The organism is Mesorhizobium sp. M0011 (assembly GCF_040324155.1).
Classification (GTDB): Bacteria; Pseudomonadota; Alphaproteobacteria; order Rhizobiales; family Rhizobiaceae; genus Mesorhizobium.
The window spans coordinates 97480-120271 of sequence record NZ_JAMYVQ010000018.1 but is presented as its reverse complement, the minus strand read 5'-3'; the positions used below and the strand labels follow the sequence as shown (position 1 = coordinate 120271).

The following is a 22792-nucleotide window of genomic DNA, read 5'->3' as shown; positions in this document are numbered from 1 at the left end:
AGCAGAGCAGCCGGCTGTCGGGGCAAGCGGTGCGGGCGCTTGTCGCCTTTTCCCCCGGATTCCAAGAAAAATCGATAAATTTTAACCACGCGCGTTAGAGCATAATTTGTGATCGGCATGTTAGCCGGGGGAAATATCTGATGTAAGGACGAAGGCATGCGGGGGCTTGCAGGCAGTTTTATCGAGTCGCGGAGCGGCTCGTTCGCACCGATACTTGTTCTCGCCATGATTCCGCTGATCACCGCGATCGGCTTTTCCGTCGACTACACCTCCGCGGTCCAGACCAGGTCGACCGAGCAGGCGGCACTCGACGCCGCGATCCTGTCGATCACCACGATGGAAACGGCCTCGACGAAGCCGCAGCGCCAGGTGGTGCTCCAGGATACCTACAGAGAAAACGGCGGACAGGGCACAGCGACGCTGAACAGCTTCGACGTCAGCGCCAACGGCACCGCCACAGCGCGGGCCTCGGCAAGCTACGCCATGCCGACCGTGTTCATGCAGATCGCCAGGATCCCGACGGTGGCGGTCGGTGTCTCGTCGGCGGTGAGCAAGACGCCCGCACTGGTGGAGGCCACATTCAACGTCGATCACGTTTCAGGCTACTGGAACAAGACCATGACCTTGTACGGCCTTCCCTACGGTTGGACCTCCACGACCACACCGACGGCCATGATGAAGGCCAACTATAACTACAAAGCGTATAGTTATTCCTATACGAGCGGGGGTAAGACCTACACGGCTACCGAGCCGAAAGGTTACGGCACGACAACTATTACCACGGGACCAACCAATACGCTGGTTCAGACCCAAGTGTGCACGACAGTAGGATCGGCAACCGATTTCACTGCCACTGCGGGAGTTTACAAAAGCACCGCGGTGGCAAAAAGCGGAAAGACGAGCGCCACCATCTATTTCAAGACGACGTGCGCGACCACGAATACCGCCGGAAACAGCAGTGGCGCAACAGTCAACGTGAGCACGGTGGACAAGCTCTATCTGCAGATGGATGTGCCGTCCGGACCGGTCAACCCGCTCAGGTCGAACAATACAGACACGTCGAACCGGCTCTACCTCGGCGCCGGGTACAGCACCGCGGCACAAAAGGCACTGGACCCTTCCAAATACCTCCCCGTCGAGGTTGCCAGCAACACGGACGTCGACATCTTCAAAGTGGTGCCTTGCAGCCAGACCAGCGACCAGGCATGGGAAGACGGCGGCAACAATCCTCCACTGCCAGACGTCACGAACGCCGACTTCTTCTACAGCGTGACCGGCAAGTGCGACTTCAACAAGCGGCCCTCCAACACGGTGCTGACGCAGTAGACGCTGCCCCAGGCTAAACGCCCTATGGGCTTGTGAGGCTTGGCGATCCTTCACACCCCCCTCTGTCCTGCCGGACATCTCCCCCGCAAGGGGGGAGATTGGCAGCTTCGTCGGCCGCGCTCCTGTTGCGAAGCTAGTGATAGGCGAAAGCCGTGATGAGGGTCGATCTCCCTCCTTGCGGGGGAGATGGCCGGCAGGCCAGAGGGGGGGGCGCTGTCCCTCCGGCTTTCCCTGCGATCTCCCGAAACCTTCATCACAAACCAGTGAGCGCTGTAACGAAGCAGCAAGCAGCGGCGAAGTGGGGGTATCAGCGGTGCTTCCAGGCGCCGCCGCCCACGGAGCAAGCCGATGTCCCGCAAGTTCGTCACAGTGTCCAGCCTCTCAGCGCTCGCGCTGGCGGCGTCGCTCGGTGCGGCGGCGGCCCAGCCGCTCACCGTGGTCGAGCTGTTCACCAGCCAGGGCTGCTCGTCCTGCCCGCCGGCCAACGCCAATCTGATCAAGGTCAAGGATCAGCCCGGCGTGCTGGCGCTGTCGTTCAACGTCACCTACTGGGACTATCTCGGCTGGAAGGACATTTTCGGAAAACAGGAATTCACCCGGCGCCAGGTCAATTACGAGCCGGCGCTCGGCCGTGACGGGCCGTTCACGCCGCAAGTGGTGGTCAACGGCCATGCCGATGTCGTCGGCGCCGCACCCGGCGAGATCGAAAAGCTGATCTCGGTGAGCGGCCGGACGGGCGGCCCGGCATTGTCGCTCGATGGCGGCAAGATCAGCATCGGCGCCGGCGCCGCACCTGGCGGCCACGCCGATGTCTGGCTGGTGCGCTATGCCAAGGGCGTCGTCGAGGTGCCGGTGGCGCGCGGCGAAAACACCGGCCGCACCTTGCCGCACGCCAATGTCGTGCATGCGCTCAAAAACCTCGGCAGCTGGACCGGCGCGGCCGCGACGTATCCGCTGCCCGCCGCATCCGGCGGCCTGAGCACCGCCGTGCTCGTGCAGTCGCCCGGTGGCGGACCGATCCTGGCTGCCGCGACCGACTAGATCGCGCTTCGGCAAGAGATTGCGCAACGCCGCATGGAGCGGCGCCGCATAGCACGGCCGCCAAGAGGGCGCGCCTTCACGACCAACCCAAGGAGATCATCATGACCATTTCCCGCCTGACGCTGCCGGCGCTCGCTCTCGCTTTGTGCTCGACGGCGCTGTTTTCCGGCGGCATCGCTCGTGCCGACGACGCGACCAACGCGATGAAGCCGGCTGCAAATGCGATGAAACCGGCCGCGGATGCGATGAAGCCTGCAACCGAGGCGATGAAGCCAGCCGATCCGATGGCCACCAATTCCATGAAGCCGGCCGCCGACGCCATGAAGCCGGCAACGGATGCGATGGCGCCGGCCAAGTAAAGGTGGTGCTGTTTCCGGCTTCGGTCCCGCGGGTCCGTATCCGGATGCACGTGAAAGTGAGGCTTCGGCCGCAACTCGCCCGTCGCATGATCGTATCTTATCCAATAGACTCCACATGATGGACGTCACAGGAGCTCAAGCCATGACCGACATTCAAAAACCAGTCACCAGACAATCGTCGAACGTCTTCCGCAGCGCGCTCGCCGCCCTGGCACTTGCCGCAGCGGGCGCCGCCTTCTGGCTGACGCCGGCGGTTTCGGCCGAGGACGCGGTGAAGATCCCGCCGCCGGCAATCGACGAGAAGGCGGCCACCGGCACTGAAAAGGCAATCTTCGCCGGCGGCTGCTTCTGGGGCGTGCAGGGCGTCTTCCAGCACGTCAAGGGCGTCACCAAGGCCGTCTCCGGCTACACCGGCGGCGACAAGGACACCGCCGTCTACGAGACGGTCGGCTCAGGCCGCACCGGGCATGCCGAATCCGTCGAGATCACCTACGATCCATCGAAAATCACCTATGGCCAGCTGCTGCAGGTGTATTTTTCGGTCGCCCACAACCCGACCCAGCTGAATTTCCAGGGTCCGGACTCCGGCACGCAATACCGCTCGACGATCTTCGCCGAAACCGATGCACAGAGGAAGATCGCGCAAAGCTACATCGCCCAGCTCGACCAGGCCAAGGTGTTCCCGGAGCCGATCGTCACCACGCTGGAAACCGGCAAGACCTTCTATCCGGCCGAGAATTACCATCAGGATTTCCTGACGCTGAACCCGACCTATCCCTACATCGTCTACAACGACCTGCCCAAGGTGGCGAACTTGAAGACACTGTTCCCGACGCTCTACAGCGAAAAGCCCGTGCTGGTGCTGTCGGCGAGCAATTGAGATAGCGCTGGTTGGCGTGTGGGAGGTGCGAAGGGCGGCGATGCCCTCCTTCCCTTCGTCATCCTAGGGCGGAGCAAGGAGCGAAGCGACGCAGCGCAGACCCTAGGATCCATGCCGCGACGTTGGGCGTAGAATGCAACGGGGCGGGATGGCTGCCCGGCAGATCGCCAGCTATCCTTACGCGATGACCGGCTACGTTTACATGACCGCGAGCCAAAAGCGTGGCACGATCTACATCGGCGTCACCAATGACCTCGGCCGCCGCATGCCGGAACACAAATCCGGCCAGGGCGCAGGGTTCACCAGCCGCTACGGTGCGCAGCGGCTGGTCTGGTATGAGGAATTTTTCGACATCACTGATGCCATCCAGCGCGAGAAATCACTGAAGCGCTGGCCGCGCCAATGGAAGATCGACCTGATCGAAAAAGCGAATCCGGAGTGGTTCGAGCTTTTTCGCGGGACGGGGTGGTAGGTGCACCGTTTCTTGCACCGTCGGAGCACTGCACCACCGTCACGGCATGGATCCTAGGGTCTGCGCTGCGTCGCTTCGCTCCTTGCTTCGCCCTAGGATGACGAAGGCACGGTAGCTGCTGCCACCTTCACCCCCACCTGACCCGCTCAATCATACGTCAGATCCGTCGCCTTGCCGCCGAACACCCGGTAGGCATAGAACGAATAGAAGATGATGACCGGCAGCACGACCACGGTGCCGGCCAGAATGATGGCCAGGCTCTCCGGCGCGGAAGCCGCCTGCCAGATGGTCAGGCGATCCGGCACCACGAACGGGTAGAACGACCAGGCGAGGCCGGCAAAGCCGAGCGCGAAGATGGCGGCCAGCGTCAGGAACGGCATCAGCGAATGGCGGTCGTCGGGCTTCGGCAGATGGAAGGTCTGCCGCCACAGCCACAGGAACAAAAGCGCCGACAGGATCGGCAGCGGCGACAGATAAAGCATTTCCGGCCAGACGAACCATTTGTCGAAGATGCGCGGGCTGGCGAAGGGCGTCGCCAGCGACACCGCCGCCATGCCGAGCGCGGTCAGCACCAGCGCGGTGCGCAGCCAGCGCACGGCCTTCCTCTGCAACTCGCCTTCAGTCTTGTAGATCACCCAGGCGGCGCCCATCGCCGCATAGGCCGCGGCAAGGCAGAACGCCACCAGCACGCCGAACGCCACGCCGCCGAGGCCGACATCGAGGCCCAGCACATAGACGCCCAGCATATAGCCCTGCGCCAGCGATGCGATGATGGAGCCGAGGAAGAAAATACGGTTCCAGCGGTGCTTGCGCTCGGTCGGCACCTTGGCGCGGAAATCGAAGGCGACGCCGCGCAGGATCAGCCCGAGCAAAAGCACGAAGACCGGAATGTAGAGCGCCGTCAGGATGACGCCATGCGCCAGCGGGAAGGCGACCAGCAGCAGGCCGACGGCCAGCACCAGCCAGGTTTCGTTGGCGTCCCAGAACGGGCCGATCGCGGCAATCATCGTATCCTGTTCGGCGTCTTCAGCGGCGGCGAACAGGATGCCGATGCCGAGATCGAAACCGTCGAGAATGACGTAGATCAGGATGGCGAGGCCCATCAGGCCGGCGAAGATCAAGGGGAGCGCGGTTGGCCAGTCGAAGCTCATTTTCTTCTCCTACTCGCCAGCCGCCGGCTGCGACATGGCGGCGTTCATGACGCCCGGCAGCGGCGATGAATCGCCGTCCTTCGCCGCCTTCAGCGCCAGGTGCACCAGCACGCCGAGATAGGCGATCAGCAACAGCACATAGAGAACGAGGTATATGGCGAGCGTCAGCGCGACATGGCTGCCGGCCACCGGGCCGACCGCGTCGGCGGTTTTCAGCACGCCGGTCACCAGCCAGGGCTGGCGGCCGATCTCGGTGGTGTACCAGCCGGCCAGCGTCGCCAGCCAGCCCGACAGCGCCATCGGCACCATCAGCATGGCCAGCGGCTTAGGCAGGCTGTGCCGGCGCTTGAGGAAGAAGGCCGCCGACCATGAGACGAGCAGCATCAATATGCCCGTGCCGACCATGATGCGGAAACCCCAGAACACCGGAAAGACCGGCGGATGATTGCCGGGATAGTCGTTCAACCCCGGCACCACGCCGCTGGTCGAGTGCCGCAGCACCAGGCTGGCCCCATCGGGAATGGCGATCTCGAATTTGTTCTCCCTGGCTGCCTCGTCGGGCAGCGCAAAGAGCACCAGCGGCACGTTGGGGCCGGTGTTCCAGTTGGCCTCCATGGCGGCGATCTTCTGCGGCTGATGCTCCAGCGTGTTCAGCCCATGCTGGTCGCCGGCGAAGATCTGGATCGGGATCAGGGTCGCCGCCGTGAAGACGCCGGTGCGCAGCGCCTTCCACATCGATTCCGAGCGGTCGCCGGTGAGATAGCGCAGCGCCGACAGGCCAGCGATCAGGAACGACACCGTCAGCCCCGACGCCAGCAGCATGTGGGTCAGCCTGTAAGGCATTGACGGGTTGAAGATGATTGCCCACCAGTCGACCGCATGCGCCACGCCGTCGCGCATCTCGAAGCCGGCCGGCGTCTGCATCCAGGAATTGAGCGCGATGATCCAGAATGCCGAGACGGTGGTGCCGCCGGCGACCAGCACCGTCGCCAGCGTGTGGATGCGGTTGGAGACGCGGCGGAAGCCGAACAGCATGATGCCGAGGAAGGCCGCTTCGAGGAAGAAGGCGGTGAGGATTTCGTAGGCCAGCAGCGGCCCGGCGATGTTGCCGACCTTTTCCATGTAGCCCGGCCAGTTGGTGCCGAACTGGAAGCTCATGGTGACGCCCGAAACCACGCCCATGGCAAAGGACAGCGCGAAAACCTTCACCCAGGTGAAATAGGCGCGCATCCAGGCGGAATCGTTGGTCGCGTTGTAGCGCAGCTTGAAGAACAGCAGCACCCAACCCAGCGCAATGGTGATCGTCGGAAATAGAATATGGAATGAAATATTCGTGCCGAACTGGATACGCGAAAGTATGAGCGGGTCCATGATGGGCTCCGGCTGCTGCAAATACTCGCGAAGGATAGGCCCGAAGCGAGTTCACGTCAAAGCGGCGTCCTGCCGCGAGGCTGAACGCCACAGGACAATTTTGCCGGTTGCGTGCCGCGCAACTCCGGGCCTGTGCGCCGCACCTGCAACGGCCGGCCGGCACGATTGTCGAGAACTGTCAGCAGGGCATTGACTTGCGGTTGCAAGCACCGACATTCGGCCTATATCAGGGGACCTCTTTCAAGCAGCCGTTTTCATCCATGCCTTCCATCCTGTCCATTTCCGGGGTCTCCAAGACCTACGCAACCGGTTTCACCGCGCTCAAGGAAGTCAATCTCGACATTCAGCGCGGCGAGATCTTCGCGCTGCTTGGACCCAATGGCGCCGGCAAGACGACGCTGATCTCGATCGTCTGCGGCATCGTCAACCGTTCGTCGGGCACGGTCACCGTCGACGGCCACGACATCAACAAGGATTATCGCGCCGCGCGCGGTCTGATCGGGCTGGTGCCGCAGGAACTGACCATCGACGCCTTCGAGAGCGTCTGGGCGACGGTCAATTACAGCCGTGGCCTGTTCGGCAAGCCGGCCAACCCCGGCTTTGTCGAGAAGGTGCTGCGCGACCTGTCGCTGTGGGACAAGAAGGACGCCAAGGCGATCACCCTGTCGGGCGGCATGAAGCGCCGGCTGATGATCGCCAAGGCGCTGTCGCATGAGCCGCGCATCCTGTTCCTCGACGAGCCGACCGCCGGCGTCGACGTCGAGCTGCGCCAGGACATGTGGGCGATGGTGCGCCGGCTGCGCGAGGACGGCGTCACCATCATCCTCACCACGCACTATATCGAGGAAGCCGAGGCGATGGCCGACCGCGTCGGCGTCATCAATCGCGGCGAGATCATCCTGGTCGAGAACAAGGCCGAACTGATGCGCAAGCTCGGCCGCAAGCGGCTGGTGCTGGAGCTGCGCAATCCGCTGACGGCCGTTCCCGAGGCGTTCTCGCGCTATGCGCTGGAATTGTCGCCGGATGGCGGGCAGCTGACCTACACCTATGACAATCAGGCCGAGAGGCCCGGCGTCGCCTCGTTGATGCGCGATCTCGAGGCCGGCGGCATCCAGTTCCGCGATATCGACACGCAAAACTCTTCGCTCGAGGAGATCTTCGTCAATCTGGTGAGGAGGGAGCCATGAACCTGCGCGCCGCCATGAACCTTCGCGCAGTATGGGCGATCTACCGGATGGAAATGGCCCGTGCTTTCCGCACCGTGCTGCAGAGCATCGTCTCGCCGGTCATCTCGACATCGCTGTATTTCGTCGTCTTCGGCTCGGCCATCGGCTCGCGCATCACCGAGATCGACGGCATCAGCTACGGCGCCTTCATCGTGCCGGGTCTGATCATGCTGTCGCTGTTGACGCAGTCGATCTCCAACGCCTCCTTTGCCATCTATTTCCCGAAATTCGTCGGCTCGATCTACGAGCTTCTGTCGGCGCCGGTCTCCTATCTGGAGATCGTCATCGCCTATGTCGGCGGCGCCGCGACCAAGTCGATCATCCTCGGCCTGATCATCCTGGCCACCGCCTCGCTGTTCGTACCGCTGACCATCCTGCATCCGTTCTGGATGCTCGCCTTCCTGGTGCTGACGGCGGTGACCTTTAGCCTGTTCGGCTTCATCATCGGCATCTGGGCGAAGAGTTTCGAGCAGCTGCAGCTGGTGCCGCTGTTGATCATCACGCCGCTGACCTTCCTCGGCGGCAGCTTCTATTCGATCAACATGCTGCCCGAGATCTGGCGCACGGTGACGCTGTTCAACCCGGTCGTCTATTTGATCAGCGGCTTCCGCTGGAGCTTCTACGGCAAGTCCGACGTTTCGGTCGGCGTCAGCCTCGGCATGACGGTCGTCTTCCTGCTGGTCTGCATAAGCATCGTCGCCTGGATCTTCAGGACCGGTTATCGGCTGAGGAATTGAGCGGCGAAAGTACAGGTCTGTTGAGATTCAGGTCAGGCCGAGACGAAAATGGTGGATTCCGAGAACCGGAGCGGAGCGTACTTTTCGTACGTGAGCACCGGAAGCGCAGGAAGCCGCCATTTGCAGGCCGGCATCACCTGAATATCAGCAGACCTAGATCGCCTTGACCAGCCGCAGCAGCCCCAGCATCTCGACATACGTTCCCTTGCGGAAGGCGATATAGACCGGCTCTTCGACGCCGTGGAAGCGGCGCTTGAAGGCCGCCTGGCCCTGCAGGTTGAACCTGCGGCGGTTGACCCAGGGCGAAGAATAGGCGCGCTGGAAGGCATTGCGCCAGAAATCGCTTTCGGCAAATCCGCTCGGACCCACATCGACGAGCGGCGACAGGCCGAGCGTGACCACCGAGATGCCCTCTTCGCGAAAACGGTCGACGGCGAATTTGGTCAGGCCGACCTCGGCATGCGGTGAAGCGTCGAGATGCTTGCGCTTGAAGGCGGTGGTGTAGCCGATGACCTTGCCGTCGGCAAACAACGGGTCGAAGTCGAGCAAAGCGACCAGTTCGCCATCGGGACCGTGCAGGACGAAACGGCGCATGTCGGTGCCGAGATGGTCGGCGAAATGGCGGTTGAGAAAGCCCATCTCCCAGCGCTTGACGATGCGGTCGCCGCGCCAGTTTTCCGAAAGCCGGGCGATCTCGTCGAGGTAGATGGTGCGCTTGTCCTCTTCGAACGAAAAGCCTTTCTTCAGCAGCCAGCGCTCGGAGTAGCGCACGGTCTCGTTGCGCTTCCCGGAAAAATCATGCTCGGGCAGGGCGAGGCGGGTGTCGATGCCGAGGCGATTGACCTTGTAGCCAAGGCCGGCCAGCACGCGTGCGGTGTCCTCGCCGACCTGCACGAACCATGGGCTGCCGGCGGTCTCGACGAAGCGCTTGATGTAATCGGCCCGACGCGCCGGAGCCGCCATCGGGTCGCCGAGCGCGAAATGGTGCTTCATCTTGGTACCGAAGGCGATGTAGCCGTCGGCGTCGCCGAAATAGGAAAGCTTGCCTTGCACGGCGGTGGAATAGGCGAGCGAGAAGTCGCCATAGCGGCGCACCAGTGCCAGGCGTTCGACATGGGTCAGCGCCTGCCGCTCGACCTCGGGCGCGGCAGCCTCAAGGATCTTGTCGAAATGGAACCGCAAGGAGGGCATGGTCGAGATTCCGCGTGCCGCCTACAGCGCCGGCCGTCCAGGACGCGCCAAGGTGCTGTAACACTTTGATTCTGCGCATGACTCGAAAATCGGACTCGATTTCGGACATGCGCGTGGGGGATAACCGAGACCCGCCAGCCACCCAAGGCCTCGAATCAATCACATTGCCGCGACCTGATTACCGTTGATATCGCGCATATGCCATATAGAGCGCAACCGCGGCCCGGCGTTTGGCTCTAAATCGCATCGCTCGAAATTCGGCCGCGGTTTGCTGCAGGGATCCTGCGCGCGATCAAACGGTTACAGCGTCCTGCGAGCCTTGCGGCGGGACGTCCAATGGGATTCGAGTGAATGACGGATACGACAATCAGATCGGTTGCGGATCTGCCGGCCATGGTCGAGCCGGCAATCGTCGTCGGCGCCGGTGCTGCCGGGCTGGCCGCCGCGCATGCCTTGATGAACGCCGGCGTGCCGACGGCGATCCTGGAAAAGGAAAGCCGGCTGGCCGAGCCCTGGCACCGGCGCCACCAGCAATTGCATCTCAACACCCATCGCGATCTTTCTTCGCTGCCTGGTCTCGCCTTTCCCCCTGGCACGCCCGCCTTTCCGCAAAGGATGGTCGTCATCCGCCACATGAACGATTTCCAGAAGGAGAACCGGCTGCCGGTGCAGTTTGGCGTCGCGGTCGAAGAGATCACCTTCAAGGGCGATCACTGGGCATTGCGCACCAGCGCCGGACCGCGCTTCGCCCGCAATGTCGTCATCGCCACCGGCCGCGACAGGCAGCCATTCACCCCCGAATGGAAAGGCATGAAGGATTTCGCCGGGCGCATCGTTCATTCGGCGGATTTCGGTGACGCGCAAGCCTATGCGGGCCAAAGAGTGCTGGTCGTCGGCGCCGGCAATTCGGGTTTCGACGCGCTCAATCATCTGGCCGGCATAGACACGGCCGCCATCTGGCTGTCGGCCCGCAGCGGCCCCGCTTTGCTGCCCAAGCGGATTGCCAAGATCGCCGTGCATAGGCTTTCGCCGCTCATGGCGCGCCTGCCTTTGCGGATCGCCGATGCCGTGATGGCGGCAACGCAGCGGCTGGTTTTCGGCGACCTGACCAAATTCGGCCTGCCGCCCGCGCCTGCGGGCGGCGCCAGCCGCCTGACCTCGGACTATACCGCGATCGCCGCCGATGACGGCGCCGTCGGCGCCATCAAGGCCGGCAAGATCACCGTCGTGCCGGGCATACGGGAATTCACCCGCGATGGCGTGATCCTGGCCAATGGCAGCCTGATCTATCCCGACATCGTCATTGCCGCGACAGGCTACCGCACCGGGCTGGAGCCCATGGTCGGCAAGCTCGGCGTGCTCGACGCCAAGGGCGTTCCGCTCTTCAACGGTGGCCAAGCCGATCCAAAATTGCCCGGTCTGTGGTTCACCGGCATGCGGCCAAGCATTCGCGGCTGCTTCGCCAATGCCGGCATCCTGGCCAAGGCGATCGCCAAACGAATTGCAAGGTCGGCCCCGCACCAATCCAGCGCATCACGCTGATTTCGGTTCCAGCCGCCGGAAACCGACGGCTTCCATCAGCATGTCTTCTTCCACCATGCCGGCATTGTGCAGGGCGAGCAGGTTAAGCGCGATTTCCCGCGCGTCGGCGGAATCGGGATGTGCCTCGCGCCGCCGGCAGGCCTCGTCGAACACGCGCTGCAGCTTGGCGATATCGGCTGGCTTGAGCAAGCCACGGTCATAGACAGACTTCGACATGGCGATCTCCTGATAAAGACCTAGAGCGCCACGTTTAAATTGCCAATCTCTCCCGAGGCTTGACCGACTTCCCCCGTCGCCTCGTCATCCTGGGGCGGAGCAAGGAGCGAAGCGACGCGGCGCAGACCTCTGGAGCTGCTCCGCAGCCCAAGGGATACATGCCGCGGCTTCAAGGCGCAGCAGCGGCGCAAATTCTGCTCCGCTGCTGCCCATGCGAGTGGGCAATCAGACCGCGATCTTGCCGCCGCCTTGTCTGGTGATGGCGACCACCGACGGCCGCACCGGCATGTCGGGCTTGAAGTCGGGCCAGCGCGTCGACAGGTCCTCATAGTAAGAGGGGCGCCCGAACGCTTCCCAGTCCTCTCCGCCGTCGCCCGGATGCTGGACGGCGACGAAGGCGGTCTGGTCGTCGGGCGCAAACAGCGGACCGCACATCTCGGCGCCGATCGGCACGCGGAAGAACAGTTTCGAGGTCGCCCGCGCCGCCCCCTCGGTGTCCACTGCCCACAGGCCATCGGTGCGGCCGGTGGCCTTCGGCCCCTGTCCGTCGGTTGCGACCCAGAGACGCCCGGCCGAATCGACCGCGCAATTGTCGGGCATGCCGAACCAGCCATTGGCCGTCGTTGCTGTCGAGAAGGTGGCGCCGACATCGGCAACCGCCGGATCGCCGCATTTCAGCAGCACTTCCCACTTGCCCTTGGCGGCGGTGAAATCACCGCCGTCCTCGGCGATCTCGATGATGTGACCGAAGGCGTTTTCGGCGCGCGGGTTGGCGGCGTCGACCTGGTCGGCCTTGCGCTTCGAATTGTTGGTCAGCATGACATAGACCTTGCCGTTGACGCCATTGGGCTGGATGTCTTCAGGGCGGTCCATCTTGGTGGCGCCGAGCAGGTCGGCGGCGCGGCGCGTCTCGATCAGCACGTCGGCCTGGCTGGCAAAACCGTTTTCAGCCGTCAGCGGCCCCTGGCCGAAGACGATCGGCAGCCATTCGACCGTGCCGTCTTCGGCGAACTTGGCGACATGCAGCGTGCCATCGTCGAGCAGGTCCTTGTTGGCGGCACGATCGTTCGGATTGAACGCGGCCCTGGTCACGAACTTGTAGACATAGTCGAAGCGCTCGTCGTCACCGAGATAGAAGACGACGCGGCCGTCCTTGGCGACGATCGATTCGGCGCCCTCATGCTTGAAGCGGCCCATGGCGGTGCGCTTCCTCGGCGTCGAGGTCGGGTCGTTGACATCGACCTCGACGATCCAGCCGAAGCGGTTGGCTTCGTTGGGTTCCTTGGCGAGGTCGAAACGCTCGTAATGCGCCGCCCATTCATAGGCGCCTTCGGGAATGCCGAGACGCTTGTAGTTCGCGGCTTCCTTGTGGCCTTCCGGCAGCTCGCCGGAAAAATAGCCATGGATGTTCTCCTCGGCCATCACATAGGTGCCCCAGGGCGTGACGCCGCCGGCGCAATTGTTGAACGTGCCGAACACCTTGGTGCCGGACGGATCGGCATTGGTCTTGACGCGGTCATGGCCGGCAACCGGGCCGGACAGCGCCATTTCGGTGTTGGAGGTGATGCGGCGGTTGAGCTTGCCGTCGCGCACCACCTGCCATTTGCCACCGTCCTTGCGGATCTCGACGATGGTGCCGCCATGGGCGGCCATCTCGACATCGACCTGCTCCTTCGAGAGGGGTGCGACTTCGGCCGACTTCTTGCCGTCCTTTTCGACGATCTTCACGATGCCCGGGAACATCAGATGCGGATTGGTGTATTCGTGGTTGACCACCAGCAGGCCATGTTCGGCCGAGCCGTCGATCGGGATGTAGCCGACATAGTCATTGTTGTAGCCGAACTGTTTCGCCTGGGCCTCGGCCGACTGTTTCATCGGGTCGAAGTCGGGCGAATCGGCAAACAACGGATCGCCCCAGCGCAGCAGGACATCGGCATCGTAACCCGACGCGACATGGTGCTTGTCGTCGATGCCGGCCTCGAGTTCGTCGAACGCGAAGGCAGAGCCTTCCGCTGCCCTGGCCTCGTCGGCGCTGATCAGCGCCAGCGGGCTGACGGTGGCGGCGATGGCCGAGACGGCCAGCGAGCCCTTGAGGAAGCCGCGGCGCGAGAACCGCGCGGCGATGATCTCGCCCATGGTGCGGTTGTCGGAGGCGTTGATGGCCGGACCGTCGTTTTCCTCAAGCAGGCTGGTGCGGAATCGGGTGTCGGGGGAGCGAAGGTCAGTCATCGTGGCTTGCCTCTGGCTGTCGGGTTGGCTGGAGCGTGGGGTACCTGTTTGACCCCCCTTATAATCGCCGGGTCACATTTTCGTGACATCGGGAGGCCTTTCAGAGGCGACAGGCACTACGCGCAGCGCTGGCTCAGCATTCCCGAAGGCCGTGAACTGCTCCGGAATCGTCTTTTCGAGATGAAGGAGACCTTCGGCGGCATGTTTCGCCGCGCATCCATGACGTCAGTCGTTGCAAACGGATCAACGGACAAAGCCGGCTCGACAAGTCACCTCCGCCGCCCCCGGCGGAGGTGACTTGATGTTCGGCGTCTGCCGTCGTCAGGCGTCGGGAAAGCGAGTCTCCCGTTTAGCGATGGCGGTCGCGGCGCCGTTCATGCAAAGCTAATGTAGCATACGCTTGGGACTTTAGTCCAATCTTGCGCTTCCAAAGGTCCTGGTTGACAACCGCAACGGTCGGAGGTCGCTTCCGGGCGCCGCGTCTTTCGGCAATGTTGTTGCACTGCAACGTTGGGGTGGGGCGCGCCGGGCTCAGTCGTCGGAGATCAAAATGCACAGATCGGTCACGACCCGTTGTTGCCGGCTGGCGCTCAAATCGGCAGCGGCGCTGGCGTTGACGATTGCTCCCTACCAAATTGTCCTGGACGGCTCCGTTTCCGGCATCCAGACCGCCAGCGCATACGCCGGCAAAGGTGGCGGCGGCAACGGTGGTGGTGGTGGGGGCGGAGGCAACAGTGGGGGCGGCAACGGCGGCAATTCCGGCGGAGGCAATAGCGGGAACAGCGGCAACAGCAATGGGAATGGCAACAGCGGCAAATCAGGATCCAATCAGGGTAAGAGCGGGAGCCATGTCAATGCAAAGACCGGTGACAACGTCGACGTGACCGGCAACAAGATCACGGTCCGGCATCCCGACGGCATAACGGAAAAGCTCGAGAACGGTCGTTTCAGCATGAAGGACGCTCTCGGTCGCACGATCATCGACCGCCAGGCCACGCCGGCCGATGCCAATCGTCTCAAGGCCTTGTGAAGCTGGCCAACAGGCAACGGTCAGTTTTGCACGTCACCTCCGCCGCCCCCCGGCGGAGGTGACCTCGTTTTTGGCCAGCGTCCCCGTTTTCGGCACCGCAATGGCTGCAGTCCCGAGGCGCGACGCGCTTTTGCGCAATCCGGGACGGGAAACCGTTGCGCATTTCCCCGTACCTGGCCTGGAGCAATTCTAGGAAAAGTGTGAAGCGGTTTTCCGTCTAGAATCGCGTCAAAACAAAGAATTAGAGCAGCTCGCCGTTTCCGTGAAACGGTGAAATGCTCTAAGAAGGCCTGTCGCGGTCGCGCAACTCACGCATCATCAAGGCCGCTTCGGTGCGGTTTCGCACATTGAGCTTCGACAGCACCCCGGTCATGTGATGCTTGACGGTCTTCTCCTGCAGCTCAAGCCGCAAGGCGACTTCCTTGTTGCTCAGCCCCTCCGCCACCAGCCGCAGGATTTCCGTCTGCCGATCGGTGAGCTGCCGCAGCCGTTCCGCAATGCCGTCGGTCGGCTGCTGGGACTGGAGATCCGAAAGCAGCCGGGCCGACAGCGTCGGCGACAGATAGCTTTCGCCGGCTGCAACATTGCGCAGGATGTCGGCGAGCCCGCGCGACCCGACGCCTTTGAGGACATAGCCATTCACCCCTGCGTTCAGCGCCTTTGTCACATCGGCATTGGCCTCCGAAACGGTCAGCATGACGATCTTCTGGGCGGGATGGCTGGCGAGGATGCTTGCGACCGCGGTCAGCCCGCCGCCCGGCATGGAGATATCGAGCAGCAAGATGTCGGGCCGCACCGTCGTGGCGAGGCGTTCGGCATCCTGCGCCGTGGCGCCCTCGCCAACCATCTCGAAGCCCCCGATCTCCGACAGGCTGCGCGTCACACCTTCGCGAAAGAGGGGATGATCGTCGACAATGGCGATGCGGATGGTACCAGTCATGCTTGCTCCTCGACCGACAGACGGATCACCAAACGCGTACCTTGCGGCCCGGTCAAGGTTTCGAACTGTCCGCCAATGCTTTCGACCCGCTCCCTGAGGCCGGCGAGGCCGAGACCCTCGACCCGTGCCGCCGGATCGAAACCCGGCCCGCCGTCCGACACTTCGACAAAAAGCCTGCCACCTTTCATCCCGGCGCTCACTGCCTGATCCTTGCCTAGCCCGTGGCGATAGGCGTTGTTCAGCCCTTCCTGAACGAAACGATAGATGCTGATCTTCTCGGAAGCGCCGGGTTCCGGCAACTGTCCGGCCAGCGTCAGCGTCACCGACGTTCCCGTCCTCTGCTCGTGTTCCTTGACGGCCAGCCGCAGAATGTCGTTTGCGGCAGCCGTCTCGATCTGCGGAAGGACAAGGCCGGTGCAGATGCCGCGTATTTCACGCATCGCATCCTCCAGTGTCTTGCGGATCATCGCGACCTCGGTCGAACGGCTTACGCCCGAATGGCCATCGCTGGAAAATATCGGACTATCCATGCGCAGTGCCGCCAGGGCCACGAGTTGGGCCGGGCCGTCATGGAGGTCGGCGCCGATGCGGCGCAGATATCTTTCGTTGAGCGCGGTGGCGCGGCGAGAGGCCCGTTGCACGCGCAGTCGCAAGGCACTGTTTTGCGCCACCAAATCCTGCAGCTCCGACACCTGGCGGCGTAGCGCCCCACGCTGGTCGTCGATGGTGCGGCTGCCGCGCAGGACGATGCCCGACAGGAGCAGGAATGCCGCCAGGGTCGCGCCGGCCACGATCAGCCAGCTCGACCACAGAGCGGACGCCAGGGTGGCCTGGAAATCGTCGGCGATCTCATAGAACTCGGTGACCGCCACCACCTCGCCCGACCAGGGCTCGCGCACGGGATTGTAGATCTCCAGCAAGGGCAAGCGGGTAGCCTTCTCCTCGCGTTCATCATCATCGAATGTATTGAATTCAGCGACGACGTTGCCTTCGAAGGCGGAACGCAGATTGTCGCTCGGACCGAAGCGGCGGCCGATCAGGGCCGTCTCCTTGGCGTAGAGAACCGTCCCGTCGCGGCGCCAGAGCACGAACGATTCGAGGCGCTTGCCAAGCGCGCCCTGGCCAAGCGTCTCGTCCAGCGCCTGCTTGACGGACTCGCTGAGCTCCTGCTCCTTGCGCAAGTCGGGAAGCAGCGGCGCAATCACGCTGTCGACATAGAGCGCCGTCGTGGCGGCCGAATTGCGGATGACGCCGTCCCGGATCTGCGCCGTCACCCAGGTGCCGACCACCAACATGACAGCCAGCAGGCCAAAGCCGCCGGCAATGACGAATTGCAGGGCAAGGGAAAGCTCGCTCCAGCGCCGCACCAGGTTTTGAAAACTGCGAATCATGAGCCCCTGACCGCCCTTCGAACCGACAGATTGGGCGATGGTAGTACTTTGAGCTTCCGGCTTGCCATTGCCAAGAGCTTCGTTTGGTCGAGGTCGCTTGACGTCCCGGCGCGCTTGGGAAACAACGTCCGCGACACACGCGGCGGGAGCCGCTTCGAGAGGGGACGGAGCGTTGAGTTTTTCAGGATTGCTGCAGCTCGGCTTTTCGACGGTCATTTTCCTGCTGGCGGCGACAGCCGCCAAGCAATGGGGCCTGGCGCCGAGCCTTGGCAAGATCGCGCTGACGCTGGCACTCTATTCGCTGGGCAATCTGATCATGCTGCGGCTGATCCGCGAATTCGGCATGTCGGTGTCGTTCAGCCTTTCCGCCGTCATCCAGCTGGTCTCGGTGAACGTCGTGGCACTGGTCTTCTTCGGCGAGCGCGTCAATGCGCTGCAGGCGACCGGGATCATGCTGGCGATCGCAGCGGTGGCGCTGATCACGCTCGGACCCTATCTGCAAGGCCGGCTGTAACGGGCGAATTGCCGATGAAGAACGCCGCGAACGCTTTGCTCAACCGGGTTGAATTCCCGGTGCTGCTGGCCGGCCTGGTCATCGCCGCCGGCCTGTGGGGATTCGAGGAGCTGATGGAGATGGCGCGCGCCACCACGCCGCACGCCTTCGATACCGAAATCCTGCTCGCCTTCCGCCAGGCGGGCCGCCCTGACAGCCCGGTCGGCCCGCTGTGGCTGCAAGGGGCGATGCGCGACATCACCAGCCTCGGCAGCGGCAGCGTGCTGGTGCTGATCGTGACGGCGGTCATCGTGTATCTCCTGCTTATCCGCAGGCCGGCGACCGCCCTTTTCATCTTCGTGGCGGTGGCCGGGGGGCAGGTATTGTCGAGCCTGCTGAAAGCCGGCATCGACCGGCCGCGCCCCGAACTCGTCTCGCATCTCGTCAACGAAACGACGCTGTCTTTTCCGAGCGGCCACGCCATGCTGTCGGCGGTGACCTATCTGACGCTCGGCGCGCTGGCGGCACGCTTCCTGCCCGGTCGAACGACGAAGATCTATGTGCTGTCGCTGGCGGTGCTGACGACGCTGCTGGTTGGCGTCAGCCGCATCTATCTTGGCGTCCACTGGCCATCGGACGTGCTTGCCGGCTGGTGCGCGGGCTTCGTCTGGGCGATGCTTTGCTGGCTCGCTGCCCGGGCGTGGCAGCGATGGCGTGGGCAGCACCCGGACGGCGAGACTGGAGACTAGATCAGCCGGTTGATCAGCCCGGGAAAGTATCTGAAAAAATGGTCAGTCAATGCGCCGCGCCTTACGTCCCAGACGTTCATACTAATGCTTGAAACATCACAATGATGGTATTATACCTCATTTCTGCAGACTCAGACGGGGATTCCGGCCGATGATCACTGCCGCGCAGATGCGTGCCGCAAGGGCGCTGGCCGGCATCGATCAGAAGACGCTCGCCGAGCGCGCCGGCGTTTCGCTTCCGACCATCCAGCGCATGGAGGCGAGCGATGACGTGGTCAGGGGCGTGGTCGACACGCTGATGAAGGTCATCCAAGCTCTCGACGAGGCCGGGGTGGAGCTGATCGGCGAGAACCAGGCCAGCGAGCGCGGCGGCCGGGGCGTGCGCCTCAAGCCTGCCGTGCCGCGGGGTCCCAAGGCTGAGCCGGCATAAAGTCGCGACGGCGACCGCCGACAGCCCTGCCGACGATCCCGCCGCCTTTCAGGGTGCGAAAGGCAGTCCATGGATCAGACGCAGCGGGCAGTGCATGAACCGGCCCACAGGTCGGTAAAGCCGACATTTTCCGAATTGTTCACACCGAAGCTGGTGACGGTCTGGCGCGAGGGCTACACGTTCGCCGACTTCAAGGCGGACGCCATTGCCGGGCTGACGGTCGCCATCGTCGCGCTGCCCTTGTCGATGGCGATCGCGATCGCATCGGGCGTCGCTCCCGAGCGCGGCCTCTACACCTCGATCGTCGGCGGCTTCATCATTTCGGCGCTCGGCGGCAGCCGCTTCCAGATCGGCGGTCCGGCCGGCGCCTTCATTGTGCTGGTGGCAGCGACGGTTGCCCGTGTCGGCATCGATGGGCTGCTTTTGGCAACGATGATGGCAGGGGTCTTCCTGCTCGCCATCGGCTATCTTCGTCTCGGCACCTACATCAAATTCATTCCCTATCCGGTGACGGTCGGCTTCACCGCCGGCATCGCCGTCATCATCTTTTCAGGACAGATCGTCGAACTGTTCGGGCTGAAGCTTGCCGGCAAGGAGCCGGGACCGCTGGTGCCGAAGCTGATCGCGGTCGCCGAGGCGGCCGGCACCATCAACCCGGCGGCGACCTTGGTGGCGGTGTTGACCATCGTCACCATCGCCGGCCTGAAACGCTGGCGGCCGACATGGCCCGCAATGCTCATCGCCATCGGGCTGGCATCGCTGGTCGTGGCGCTTCTCTCGCTGCCCGCCGAGACGATCGGCACCCGCTTTGGCGGCATCCAGCGCAGCCTGCAAATGCCCGCTCTGCCACCGGTCAGCCTGGACAGGATGATTGACGTGCTGCCGGATGCCATCGCCTTCGCCTTGCTGGGCGCCATCGAATCGCTGCTGTCGGCGGTGGTCGCCGATGGAATGACCGGCCGGCGGCATCGCTCCAACTGCGAACTGGTGGCGCAAGGCTTCGCCAACATCGCGTCCGCCCTGTTCGGCGGCATCTGCGCCACAGGCACCATCGCCCGGACGGCGACCAATGTGCGGGCCGGCGCCCACGGACCGGTTTCGGGCATCGTCCACTCAGCCATCCTGCTCGCTTTGATGCTGGTGGCGGCGCCGCTCGCCAGCTACATCCCGCTCGCCGCCCTTGCCGGCGTGCTGGCGGTCGTGTGCTGGAACATGTTCGAGAAACAGGCCTTCGCCACCTTGCTGCGTGCCTCACGCGGCGACGCGCTGGTGCTGATGGCGACCTTCCTGCTCGTCATCTTCCGCGATCTCACTGAAGGCATCGTCGTCGGCTTCGTGCTGGGGTCGATCCTGTTCATCGACCGCATGGCCAAATCGATTGCGGTCGAGGCCGATCAGCCGCTGGTGCAGGAGGATGTCGCCGACAGCACCAACGCCTACGATGCCAGCGAGGCGACCGACGCCGACACCGTGGTCTACCGCATCTCCGGCGCTTTCTTCTTCGGCGCCGCGTCGACCGTCGGCACCGTGCTCGACCGCATCGCCGACCAGCGCAAAAACTTCATCCTCGATTGCTCGGCCGTACCGTTCTTCGATTCGACGGCGGCCAACGTCATCGAGGGCGCCGCCCACAAGGCGAAACGCGCCGGCGTCCGCTTCATCATATCAGGTGCCGCGCCGCAGATCCGGCGTATGCTGATCAACCACGGCGTCAAGCGCCCGCTGGTGACCTATGCCGCCTCGATCAAGGATGCGCGGGCGCAGCTGAAAGGGAAGCTGGAGGCAGAGTAGAAATCGGGATTTGCCGGTCGGCGGGCCACACAGGTGTCCGCCGGTTGAACGCAAACGTTTTGGCCCTGGGTTGACTCACGCACGGCGCGACGTGAACGGCCGCTTTGCGCCCTCGTTTCCGCCATTCAGACTATCGTTGCAGCTTCCCGAAAGCTGACGGTCTGCTAAGCCAGCACTAAGGCCTCGAATGGGGTGGTAGCAGGTTACGCCGCCGGTCAGCCCGCTGCCCAACGATAATAGTCGCGTTGATGTCAATGCGAGCCCCAAATATCATGCAAGTACTCCTGGGCTATCCGCCCGGGTGGTCGTGCCACCGTGCGCGGCGATGAACATGGCGACGGCCGACCGGCAATAGGATTCGATTTCGTTGTCGTCCTCTGCTCTCGCCTCATCGAAGCGTGCGATAATCAGGAGATCGGATCCTTTGATAAGCGCGGCAAACAGGCGGGCGGACCGGAGAGGATCGGTCACGTTCAGAACCGCCTTCGCGTGCAACTGACGCAACAGGGCCTCGATTTGGGCGATGACATGGGCGGGGCCGGCTTCGTAATGGAGCTTGCTTAACGACTTTTGATTCGTCTTGTCGGCCATGATCATGGCTTCGACACTGCGGACGTCCGGGTTCAACAGCGTGCGAAGCAGGGATGATCCCACCACCATGAGCTGATCTTCGGCCGAACCGTCGACGCCTTCAAAAAGGGCCTGTGGTGCAAACTGATGGCAGCGGGCCGCGATGGCCGCGCTGAACAGCGCCTCCTTGTTCTCGAAGTGCCGATAGATGCTGAGCTTGGATATCTTCGCTCTCTGGGCGACCTTGTCCAATGTCGTCGCATGAAAACCCAATTCCTCAAAGAGTTCGCACGCGGCGTCGACTATCGTTTGGCCAAGCGCCTCATTGGCGGGCCGGCCGCGCCGGCCCTGGCTGTTTTCGGTCACGACAATTCCAGTCCTTGACAGTATCATAATTCTTGAATTGCGATACCACGCAGTGTCAAAAATGTGCAAGCCAGGCCAAGCCATCCCTCATCCACACACGGAGCCCATCACCATGGATGACGTCATCATCATCGGCGGCAGCTTTGCCGGTCTCGCCGCCGCCCTGCAGCTCGGACGTGCCCGCCGCAAGGTCACCGTTCTCGATACCGGCCTGCCGCGCAACCGCTTCGCCGGCCACTCGCATGGTCTGCTCGGCCACGATCACAAGCCACCGCTGGACATCCTGGCCGAAGCGCGGAAGCAACTGGCGCGTTATCCCACGATCAGGCTGGTCAATGGCCGGGCCGACAGCATCTCCGGCACCATCGACGATTTCTCGGTCCTCACTGGCGATGGCGAACGCCTTGGGGCGCGCCGCCTGATCCTGAGTTATGGCGTCGCCGACCAGATGCCGGATGTTCCGGGCTTTGCCGAAAGCTGGGGCACATCCATTGTGCCCTGCCCCTATTGCGATGGCTTTGAAGTCGCCGACCAGCATTGGGGCCTCGTCTGGTCCGGCCCGCCGTCGCACAATTATGTCAGGCTGTACCACGACTGGACCGAAACATTGACGGTCTTCGCCGATGGTCACGACATTTCACCTGATGTTCGGGCCGATCTGGCGCGCCGCAACATACCTGTCGTTGATGGCCGGATCGCCGAAATCGCCCATCACCGGGGCCATATCACCACCGTTAATCTCGAGAGCGGCCGCAATGCCGCGGTCGACATCCTGTTCGCGCATCCGCGCAACAAGCCGTCCGCAAGCCTGCATGAATTAGTGGGCCTCGCCACGGTCAATACGCCCCTCGGCATCGCCATCAAGGTCGATGAGCGCCGCGAAACCAGCACAGCCGGCATCTATGCTGCCGGCGATCTTGCGAACCCGGCCATGGCCTCGGTCACCACGGCAATATCGCAAGGCGCGACGGCGGGTATCTCCGCCCAGCAGTCGATGCTGGTTTGAGAACACAGATTCCCCTCTCCGCACCGGCCTCCCTACGTCGTCGCCACCGTCGGCTGCCCGACAATACCAGCCAGTCTGCTGCCGGCCCCAATTGAGCCGTCGGTACGCCCGCAACCCGATGTCCGCTTTCGATGCCTCTCCACTAGAAGCTGACGGACTGCTACCGGCCCAAAGGCGACATCAAAATATCTGCTTGGCAATGTACGCTATTGGCGCTTGGCGGGCCGATCCGGGCGACGTCGTTTACTAGCCACAATAAGAGTTCGAGTTGGCCATCCTCGCCGA

22 protein-coding genes are annotated in these 22792 nt (G+C 63.2%); 14 read left to right on the top strand and 8 right to left on the bottom strand.

The window, feature by feature from the left end; genetic code table 11:
- Positions 1 to 156 precede the first annotated feature (156 nt).
- The 5 genes from NKK51_RS20120 to NKK51_RS20100 all read left to right on the top strand — a co-directional run bounded on the left by NKK51_RS20120 (position 157) and on the right by NKK51_RS20100 (position 4078).
- Positions 157 to 1326, top strand: a complete 1170-nt coding sequence (locus tag NKK51_RS20120; protein WP_023813454.1) for a TadE/TadG family type IV pilus assembly protein — start codon at positions 157 to 159, stop codon at positions 1324 to 1326.
- 348 nt (positions 1327 to 1674) lie between these two features.
- Complete coding sequence (locus NKK51_RS20115; RefSeq protein ID WP_023813455.1) at positions 1675 to 2367, top strand: DUF1223 domain-containing protein; 693 nt, start codon at positions 1675 to 1677, stop codon at positions 2365 to 2367.
- A 101-nt stretch (positions 2368 to 2468) separates the two neighbouring features.
- Positions 2469 to 2726: a hypothetical protein gene (locus NKK51_RS20110; protein WP_352554371.1), complete on the top strand. Its 258-nt coding sequence runs from the start codon at positions 2469 to 2471 to the stop codon at positions 2724 to 2726.
- Between the two features lie 142 nt (positions 2727 to 2868).
- Positions 2869 to 3606, top strand: a complete 738-nt coding sequence (msrA, locus tag NKK51_RS20105; protein WP_352554370.1) for a peptide-methionine (S)-S-oxide reductase MsrA — start codon at positions 2869 to 2871, stop codon at positions 3604 to 3606.
- A 184-nt stretch (positions 3607 to 3790) separates the two neighbouring features.
- Positions 3791 to 4078, top strand: coding sequence for a GIY-YIG nuclease family protein (locus tag NKK51_RS20100; RefSeq protein WP_352554385.1), 288 nt, complete (start codon positions 3791 to 3793; stop codon positions 4076 to 4078).
- A gap of 146 nt (positions 4079 to 4224) precedes the next feature.
- Here the strand turns inward: NKK51_RS20100 and NKK51_RS20095 are convergent, their stop codons facing one another.
- Both NKK51_RS20095 and NKK51_RS20090 read right to left on the bottom strand, forming a co-directional pair.
- Positions 4225 to 5229 carry a cytochrome d ubiquinol oxidase subunit II gene (locus NKK51_RS20095; RefSeq protein WP_128305637.1) on the bottom strand — a complete coding sequence of 335 codons (1005 nt, stop codon included), beginning with the start codon at positions 5227 to 5229 and terminating at the stop codon, positions 4225 to 4227.
- A gap of 9 nt (positions 5230 to 5238) precedes the next feature.
- The gene (locus NKK51_RS20090; RefSeq protein ID WP_352554369.1) at positions 5239 to 6600 is read right to left on the bottom strand and encodes a cytochrome ubiquinol oxidase subunit I; all 1362 of its coding nucleotides are present in this window, start codon (positions 6598 to 6600) and stop codon (positions 5239 to 5241) included.
- Positions 6601 to 6860: 260 nt separating this feature from the next.
- Between NKK51_RS20090 and NKK51_RS20085 the strand changes: the two genes are divergently transcribed.
- Positions 6861 to 7787, top strand: coding sequence for an ABC transporter ATP-binding protein (locus tag NKK51_RS20085; protein WP_352554368.1), 927 nt, complete (start codon positions 6861 to 6863; stop codon positions 7785 to 7787).
- 14 nt (positions 7788 to 7801) lie between these two features.
- Positions 7802 to 8563, top strand: a complete 762-nt coding sequence (locus NKK51_RS20080; RefSeq protein WP_128305642.1) for an ABC transporter permease — start codon at positions 7802 to 7804, stop codon at positions 8561 to 8563.
- A 153-nt stretch (positions 8564 to 8716) separates the two neighbouring features.
- Here the strand turns inward: NKK51_RS20080 and NKK51_RS20075 are convergent, their stop codons facing one another.
- Complete coding sequence (locus NKK51_RS20075) at positions 8717 to 9754, bottom strand: phosphatidylglycerol lysyltransferase domain-containing protein (protein ID WP_352554367.1); 1038 nt, start codon at positions 9752 to 9754, stop codon at positions 8717 to 8719.
- A gap of 351 nt (positions 9755 to 10105) precedes the next feature.
- On the opposite strand from NKK51_RS20075, the gene NKK51_RS20070 reads away from it, so the two are divergent.
- Positions 10106 to 11296, top strand: a complete 1191-nt coding sequence (locus NKK51_RS20070) for a flavin-containing monooxygenase (RefSeq protein WP_352554366.1) — start codon at positions 10106 to 10108, stop codon at positions 11294 to 11296.
- Here the strand turns inward: NKK51_RS20070 and NKK51_RS20065 are convergent.
- Both NKK51_RS20065 and NKK51_RS20060 read right to left on the bottom strand, forming a co-directional pair.
- Positions 11288 to 11512, bottom strand: a complete 225-nt coding sequence (locus NKK51_RS20065) for a hypothetical protein (protein ID WP_013528677.1) — start codon at positions 11510 to 11512, stop codon at positions 11288 to 11290. The genes NKK51_RS20070 and NKK51_RS20065 overlap by 9 nt on opposite strands.
- 225 nt (positions 11513 to 11737) lie before the next feature.
- Complete coding sequence (locus NKK51_RS20060) at positions 11738 to 13741, bottom strand: PhoX family protein (RefSeq protein ID WP_352554365.1); 2004 nt, start codon at positions 13739 to 13741, stop codon at positions 11738 to 11740.
- A 550-nt stretch (positions 13742 to 14291) separates the two neighbouring features.
- Here NKK51_RS20060 and NKK51_RS20055 point away from each other — a divergent pair.
- The gene (locus NKK51_RS20055; protein WP_352554364.1) at positions 14292 to 14771 is read left to right on the top strand and encodes a hypothetical protein; all 480 of its coding nucleotides are present in this window, start codon (positions 14292 to 14294) and stop codon (positions 14769 to 14771) included.
- A gap of 280 nt (positions 14772 to 15051) precedes the next feature.
- Here the strand turns inward: NKK51_RS20055 and NKK51_RS20050 are convergent, their stop codons facing one another.
- On the bottom strand, positions 15052 to 15711 hold the full coding sequence (locus tag NKK51_RS20050; protein WP_023813468.1) for a response regulator: 660 nt from the start codon (positions 15709 to 15711) through the stop codon (positions 15052 to 15054).
- Positions 15708 to 17102: a sensor histidine kinase gene (locus NKK51_RS20045; RefSeq protein ID WP_128305315.1), complete on the bottom strand. Its 1395-nt coding sequence runs from the start codon at positions 17100 to 17102 to the stop codon at positions 15708 to 15710. The genes NKK51_RS20050 and NKK51_RS20045 overlap by 4 nt, the downstream gene beginning before the upstream one ends.
- Positions 17103 to 17274: 172 nt before the next feature.
- Between NKK51_RS20045 and NKK51_RS20040 the strand changes: the two genes are divergently transcribed.
- The 4 genes from NKK51_RS20040 to NKK51_RS20025 all read left to right on the top strand — a co-directional run bounded on the left by NKK51_RS20040 (position 17275) and on the right by NKK51_RS20025 (position 20565).
- Positions 17275 to 17616, top strand: coding sequence for a hypothetical protein (locus tag NKK51_RS20040; RefSeq protein WP_013528672.1), 342 nt, complete (start codon positions 17275 to 17277; stop codon positions 17614 to 17616).
- A gap of 14 nt (positions 17617 to 17630) precedes the next feature.
- Positions 17631 to 18344, top strand: coding sequence for a phosphatase PAP2 family protein (locus NKK51_RS20035; protein ID WP_023813471.1), 714 nt, complete (start codon positions 17631 to 17633; stop codon positions 18342 to 18344).
- Positions 18345 to 18495: 151 nt separating this feature from the next.
- The gene (locus tag NKK51_RS20030) at positions 18496 to 18774 is read left to right on the top strand and encodes a helix-turn-helix domain-containing protein (RefSeq protein WP_352554363.1); all 279 of its coding nucleotides are present in this window, start codon (positions 18496 to 18498) and stop codon (positions 18772 to 18774) included.
- Between the two features lie 69 nt (positions 18775 to 18843).
- A complete protein-coding gene (locus tag NKK51_RS20025) occupies positions 18844 to 20565 on the top strand; it encodes a SulP family inorganic anion transporter (RefSeq protein ID WP_352554362.1) in 1722 nt (573 codons plus the stop codon).
- Between the two features lie 270 nt (positions 20566 to 20835).
- Here NKK51_RS20025 and NKK51_RS20020 read toward each other — a convergent pair whose 3' ends face one another.
- The gene (locus tag NKK51_RS20020) at positions 20836 to 21507 is read right to left on the bottom strand and encodes a TetR/AcrR family transcriptional regulator (protein ID WP_502895366.1); all 672 of its coding nucleotides are present in this window, start codon (positions 21505 to 21507) and stop codon (positions 20836 to 20838) included.
- 106 nt (positions 21508 to 21613) lie between these two features.
- Here NKK51_RS20020 and NKK51_RS20015 point away from each other — a divergent pair, with 106 nt between their 5' ends.
- Positions 21614 to 22507: an NAD(P)/FAD-dependent oxidoreductase gene (locus NKK51_RS20015; RefSeq protein ID WP_352554361.1), complete on the top strand. Its 894-nt coding sequence runs from the start codon at positions 21614 to 21616 to the stop codon at positions 22505 to 22507.
- Positions 22508 to 22792: the final 285 nt, after the last annotated feature.

What these genes read in the sequence shown, in the direction of transcription:
- NKK51_RS20120 (WP_023813454.1), top strand. Translation starts at nt 157, where the DNA reads ATGCGGGGGCTTGCAGGCAGTTTTATCGAGTCGCGGAGCGGCTCGTTC.
- NKK51_RS20115 (WP_023813455.1), top strand. Translation starts at nt 1,675, where the DNA reads ATGTCCCGCAAGTTCGTCACAGTGTCCAGCCTCTCAGCGCTCGCGCTG.
- NKK51_RS20110 (WP_352554371.1), top strand. Translation starts at nt 2,469, where the DNA reads ATGACCATTTCCCGCCTGACGCTGCCGGCGCTCGCTCTCGCTTTGTGC.
- msrA (WP_352554370.1), top strand. Translation starts at nt 2,869, where the DNA reads ATGACCGACATTCAAAAACCAGTCACCAGACAATCGTCGAACGTCTTC.
- NKK51_RS20100 (WP_352554385.1), top strand. Translation starts at nt 3,791, where the DNA reads ATGACCGGCTACGTTTACATGACCGCGAGCCAAAAGCGTGGCACGATC.
- NKK51_RS20095 (WP_128305637.1), bottom strand. Translation starts at nt 5,229, where the DNA reads ATGAGCTTCGACTGGCCAACCGCGCTCCCCTTGATCTTCGCCGGCCTG.
- NKK51_RS20090 (WP_352554369.1), bottom strand. Translation starts at nt 6,600, where the DNA reads ATGGACCCGCTCATACTTTCGCGTATCCAGTTCGGCACGAATATTTCA.
- NKK51_RS20085 (WP_352554368.1), top strand. Translation starts at nt 6,861, where the DNA reads ATGCCTTCCATCCTGTCCATTTCCGGGGTCTCCAAGACCTACGCAACC.
- NKK51_RS20080 (WP_128305642.1), top strand. Translation starts at nt 7,802, where the DNA reads ATGAACCTTCGCGCAGTATGGGCGATCTACCGGATGGAAATGGCCCGT.
- NKK51_RS20075 (WP_352554367.1), bottom strand. Translation starts at nt 9,754, where the DNA reads ATGCCCTCCTTGCGGTTCCATTTCGACAAGATCCTTGAGGCTGCCGCG.
- NKK51_RS20070 (WP_352554366.1), top strand. Translation starts at nt 10,106, where the DNA reads ATGACGGATACGACAATCAGATCGGTTGCGGATCTGCCGGCCATGGTC.
- NKK51_RS20065 (WP_013528677.1), bottom strand. Translation starts at nt 11,512, where the DNA reads ATGTCGAAGTCTGTCTATGACCGTGGCTTGCTCAAGCCAGCCGATATC.
- NKK51_RS20060 (WP_352554365.1), bottom strand. Translation starts at nt 13,741, where the DNA reads ATGACTGACCTTCGCTCCCCCGACACCCGATTCCGCACCAGCCTGCTT.
- NKK51_RS20055 (WP_352554364.1), top strand. Translation starts at nt 14,292, where the DNA reads ATGCACAGATCGGTCACGACCCGTTGTTGCCGGCTGGCGCTCAAATCG.
- NKK51_RS20050 (WP_023813468.1), bottom strand. Translation starts at nt 15,711, where the DNA reads ATGACTGGTACCATCCGCATCGCCATTGTCGACGATCATCCCCTCTTT.
- NKK51_RS20045 (WP_128305315.1), bottom strand. Translation starts at nt 17,102, where the DNA reads ATGATTCGCAGTTTTCAAAACCTGGTGCGGCGCTGGAGCGAGCTTTCC.
- NKK51_RS20035 (WP_023813471.1), top strand. Translation starts at nt 17,631, where the DNA reads ATGAAGAACGCCGCGAACGCTTTGCTCAACCGGGTTGAATTCCCGGTG.
- NKK51_RS20030 (WP_352554363.1), top strand. Translation starts at nt 18,496, where the DNA reads ATGATCACTGCCGCGCAGATGCGTGCCGCAAGGGCGCTGGCCGGCATC.
- NKK51_RS20025 (WP_352554362.1), top strand. Translation starts at nt 18,844, where the DNA reads ATGGATCAGACGCAGCGGGCAGTGCATGAACCGGCCCACAGGTCGGTA.
- NKK51_RS20015 (WP_352554361.1), top strand. Translation starts at nt 21,614, where the DNA reads ATGGATGACGTCATCATCATCGGCGGCAGCTTTGCCGGTCTCGCCGCC.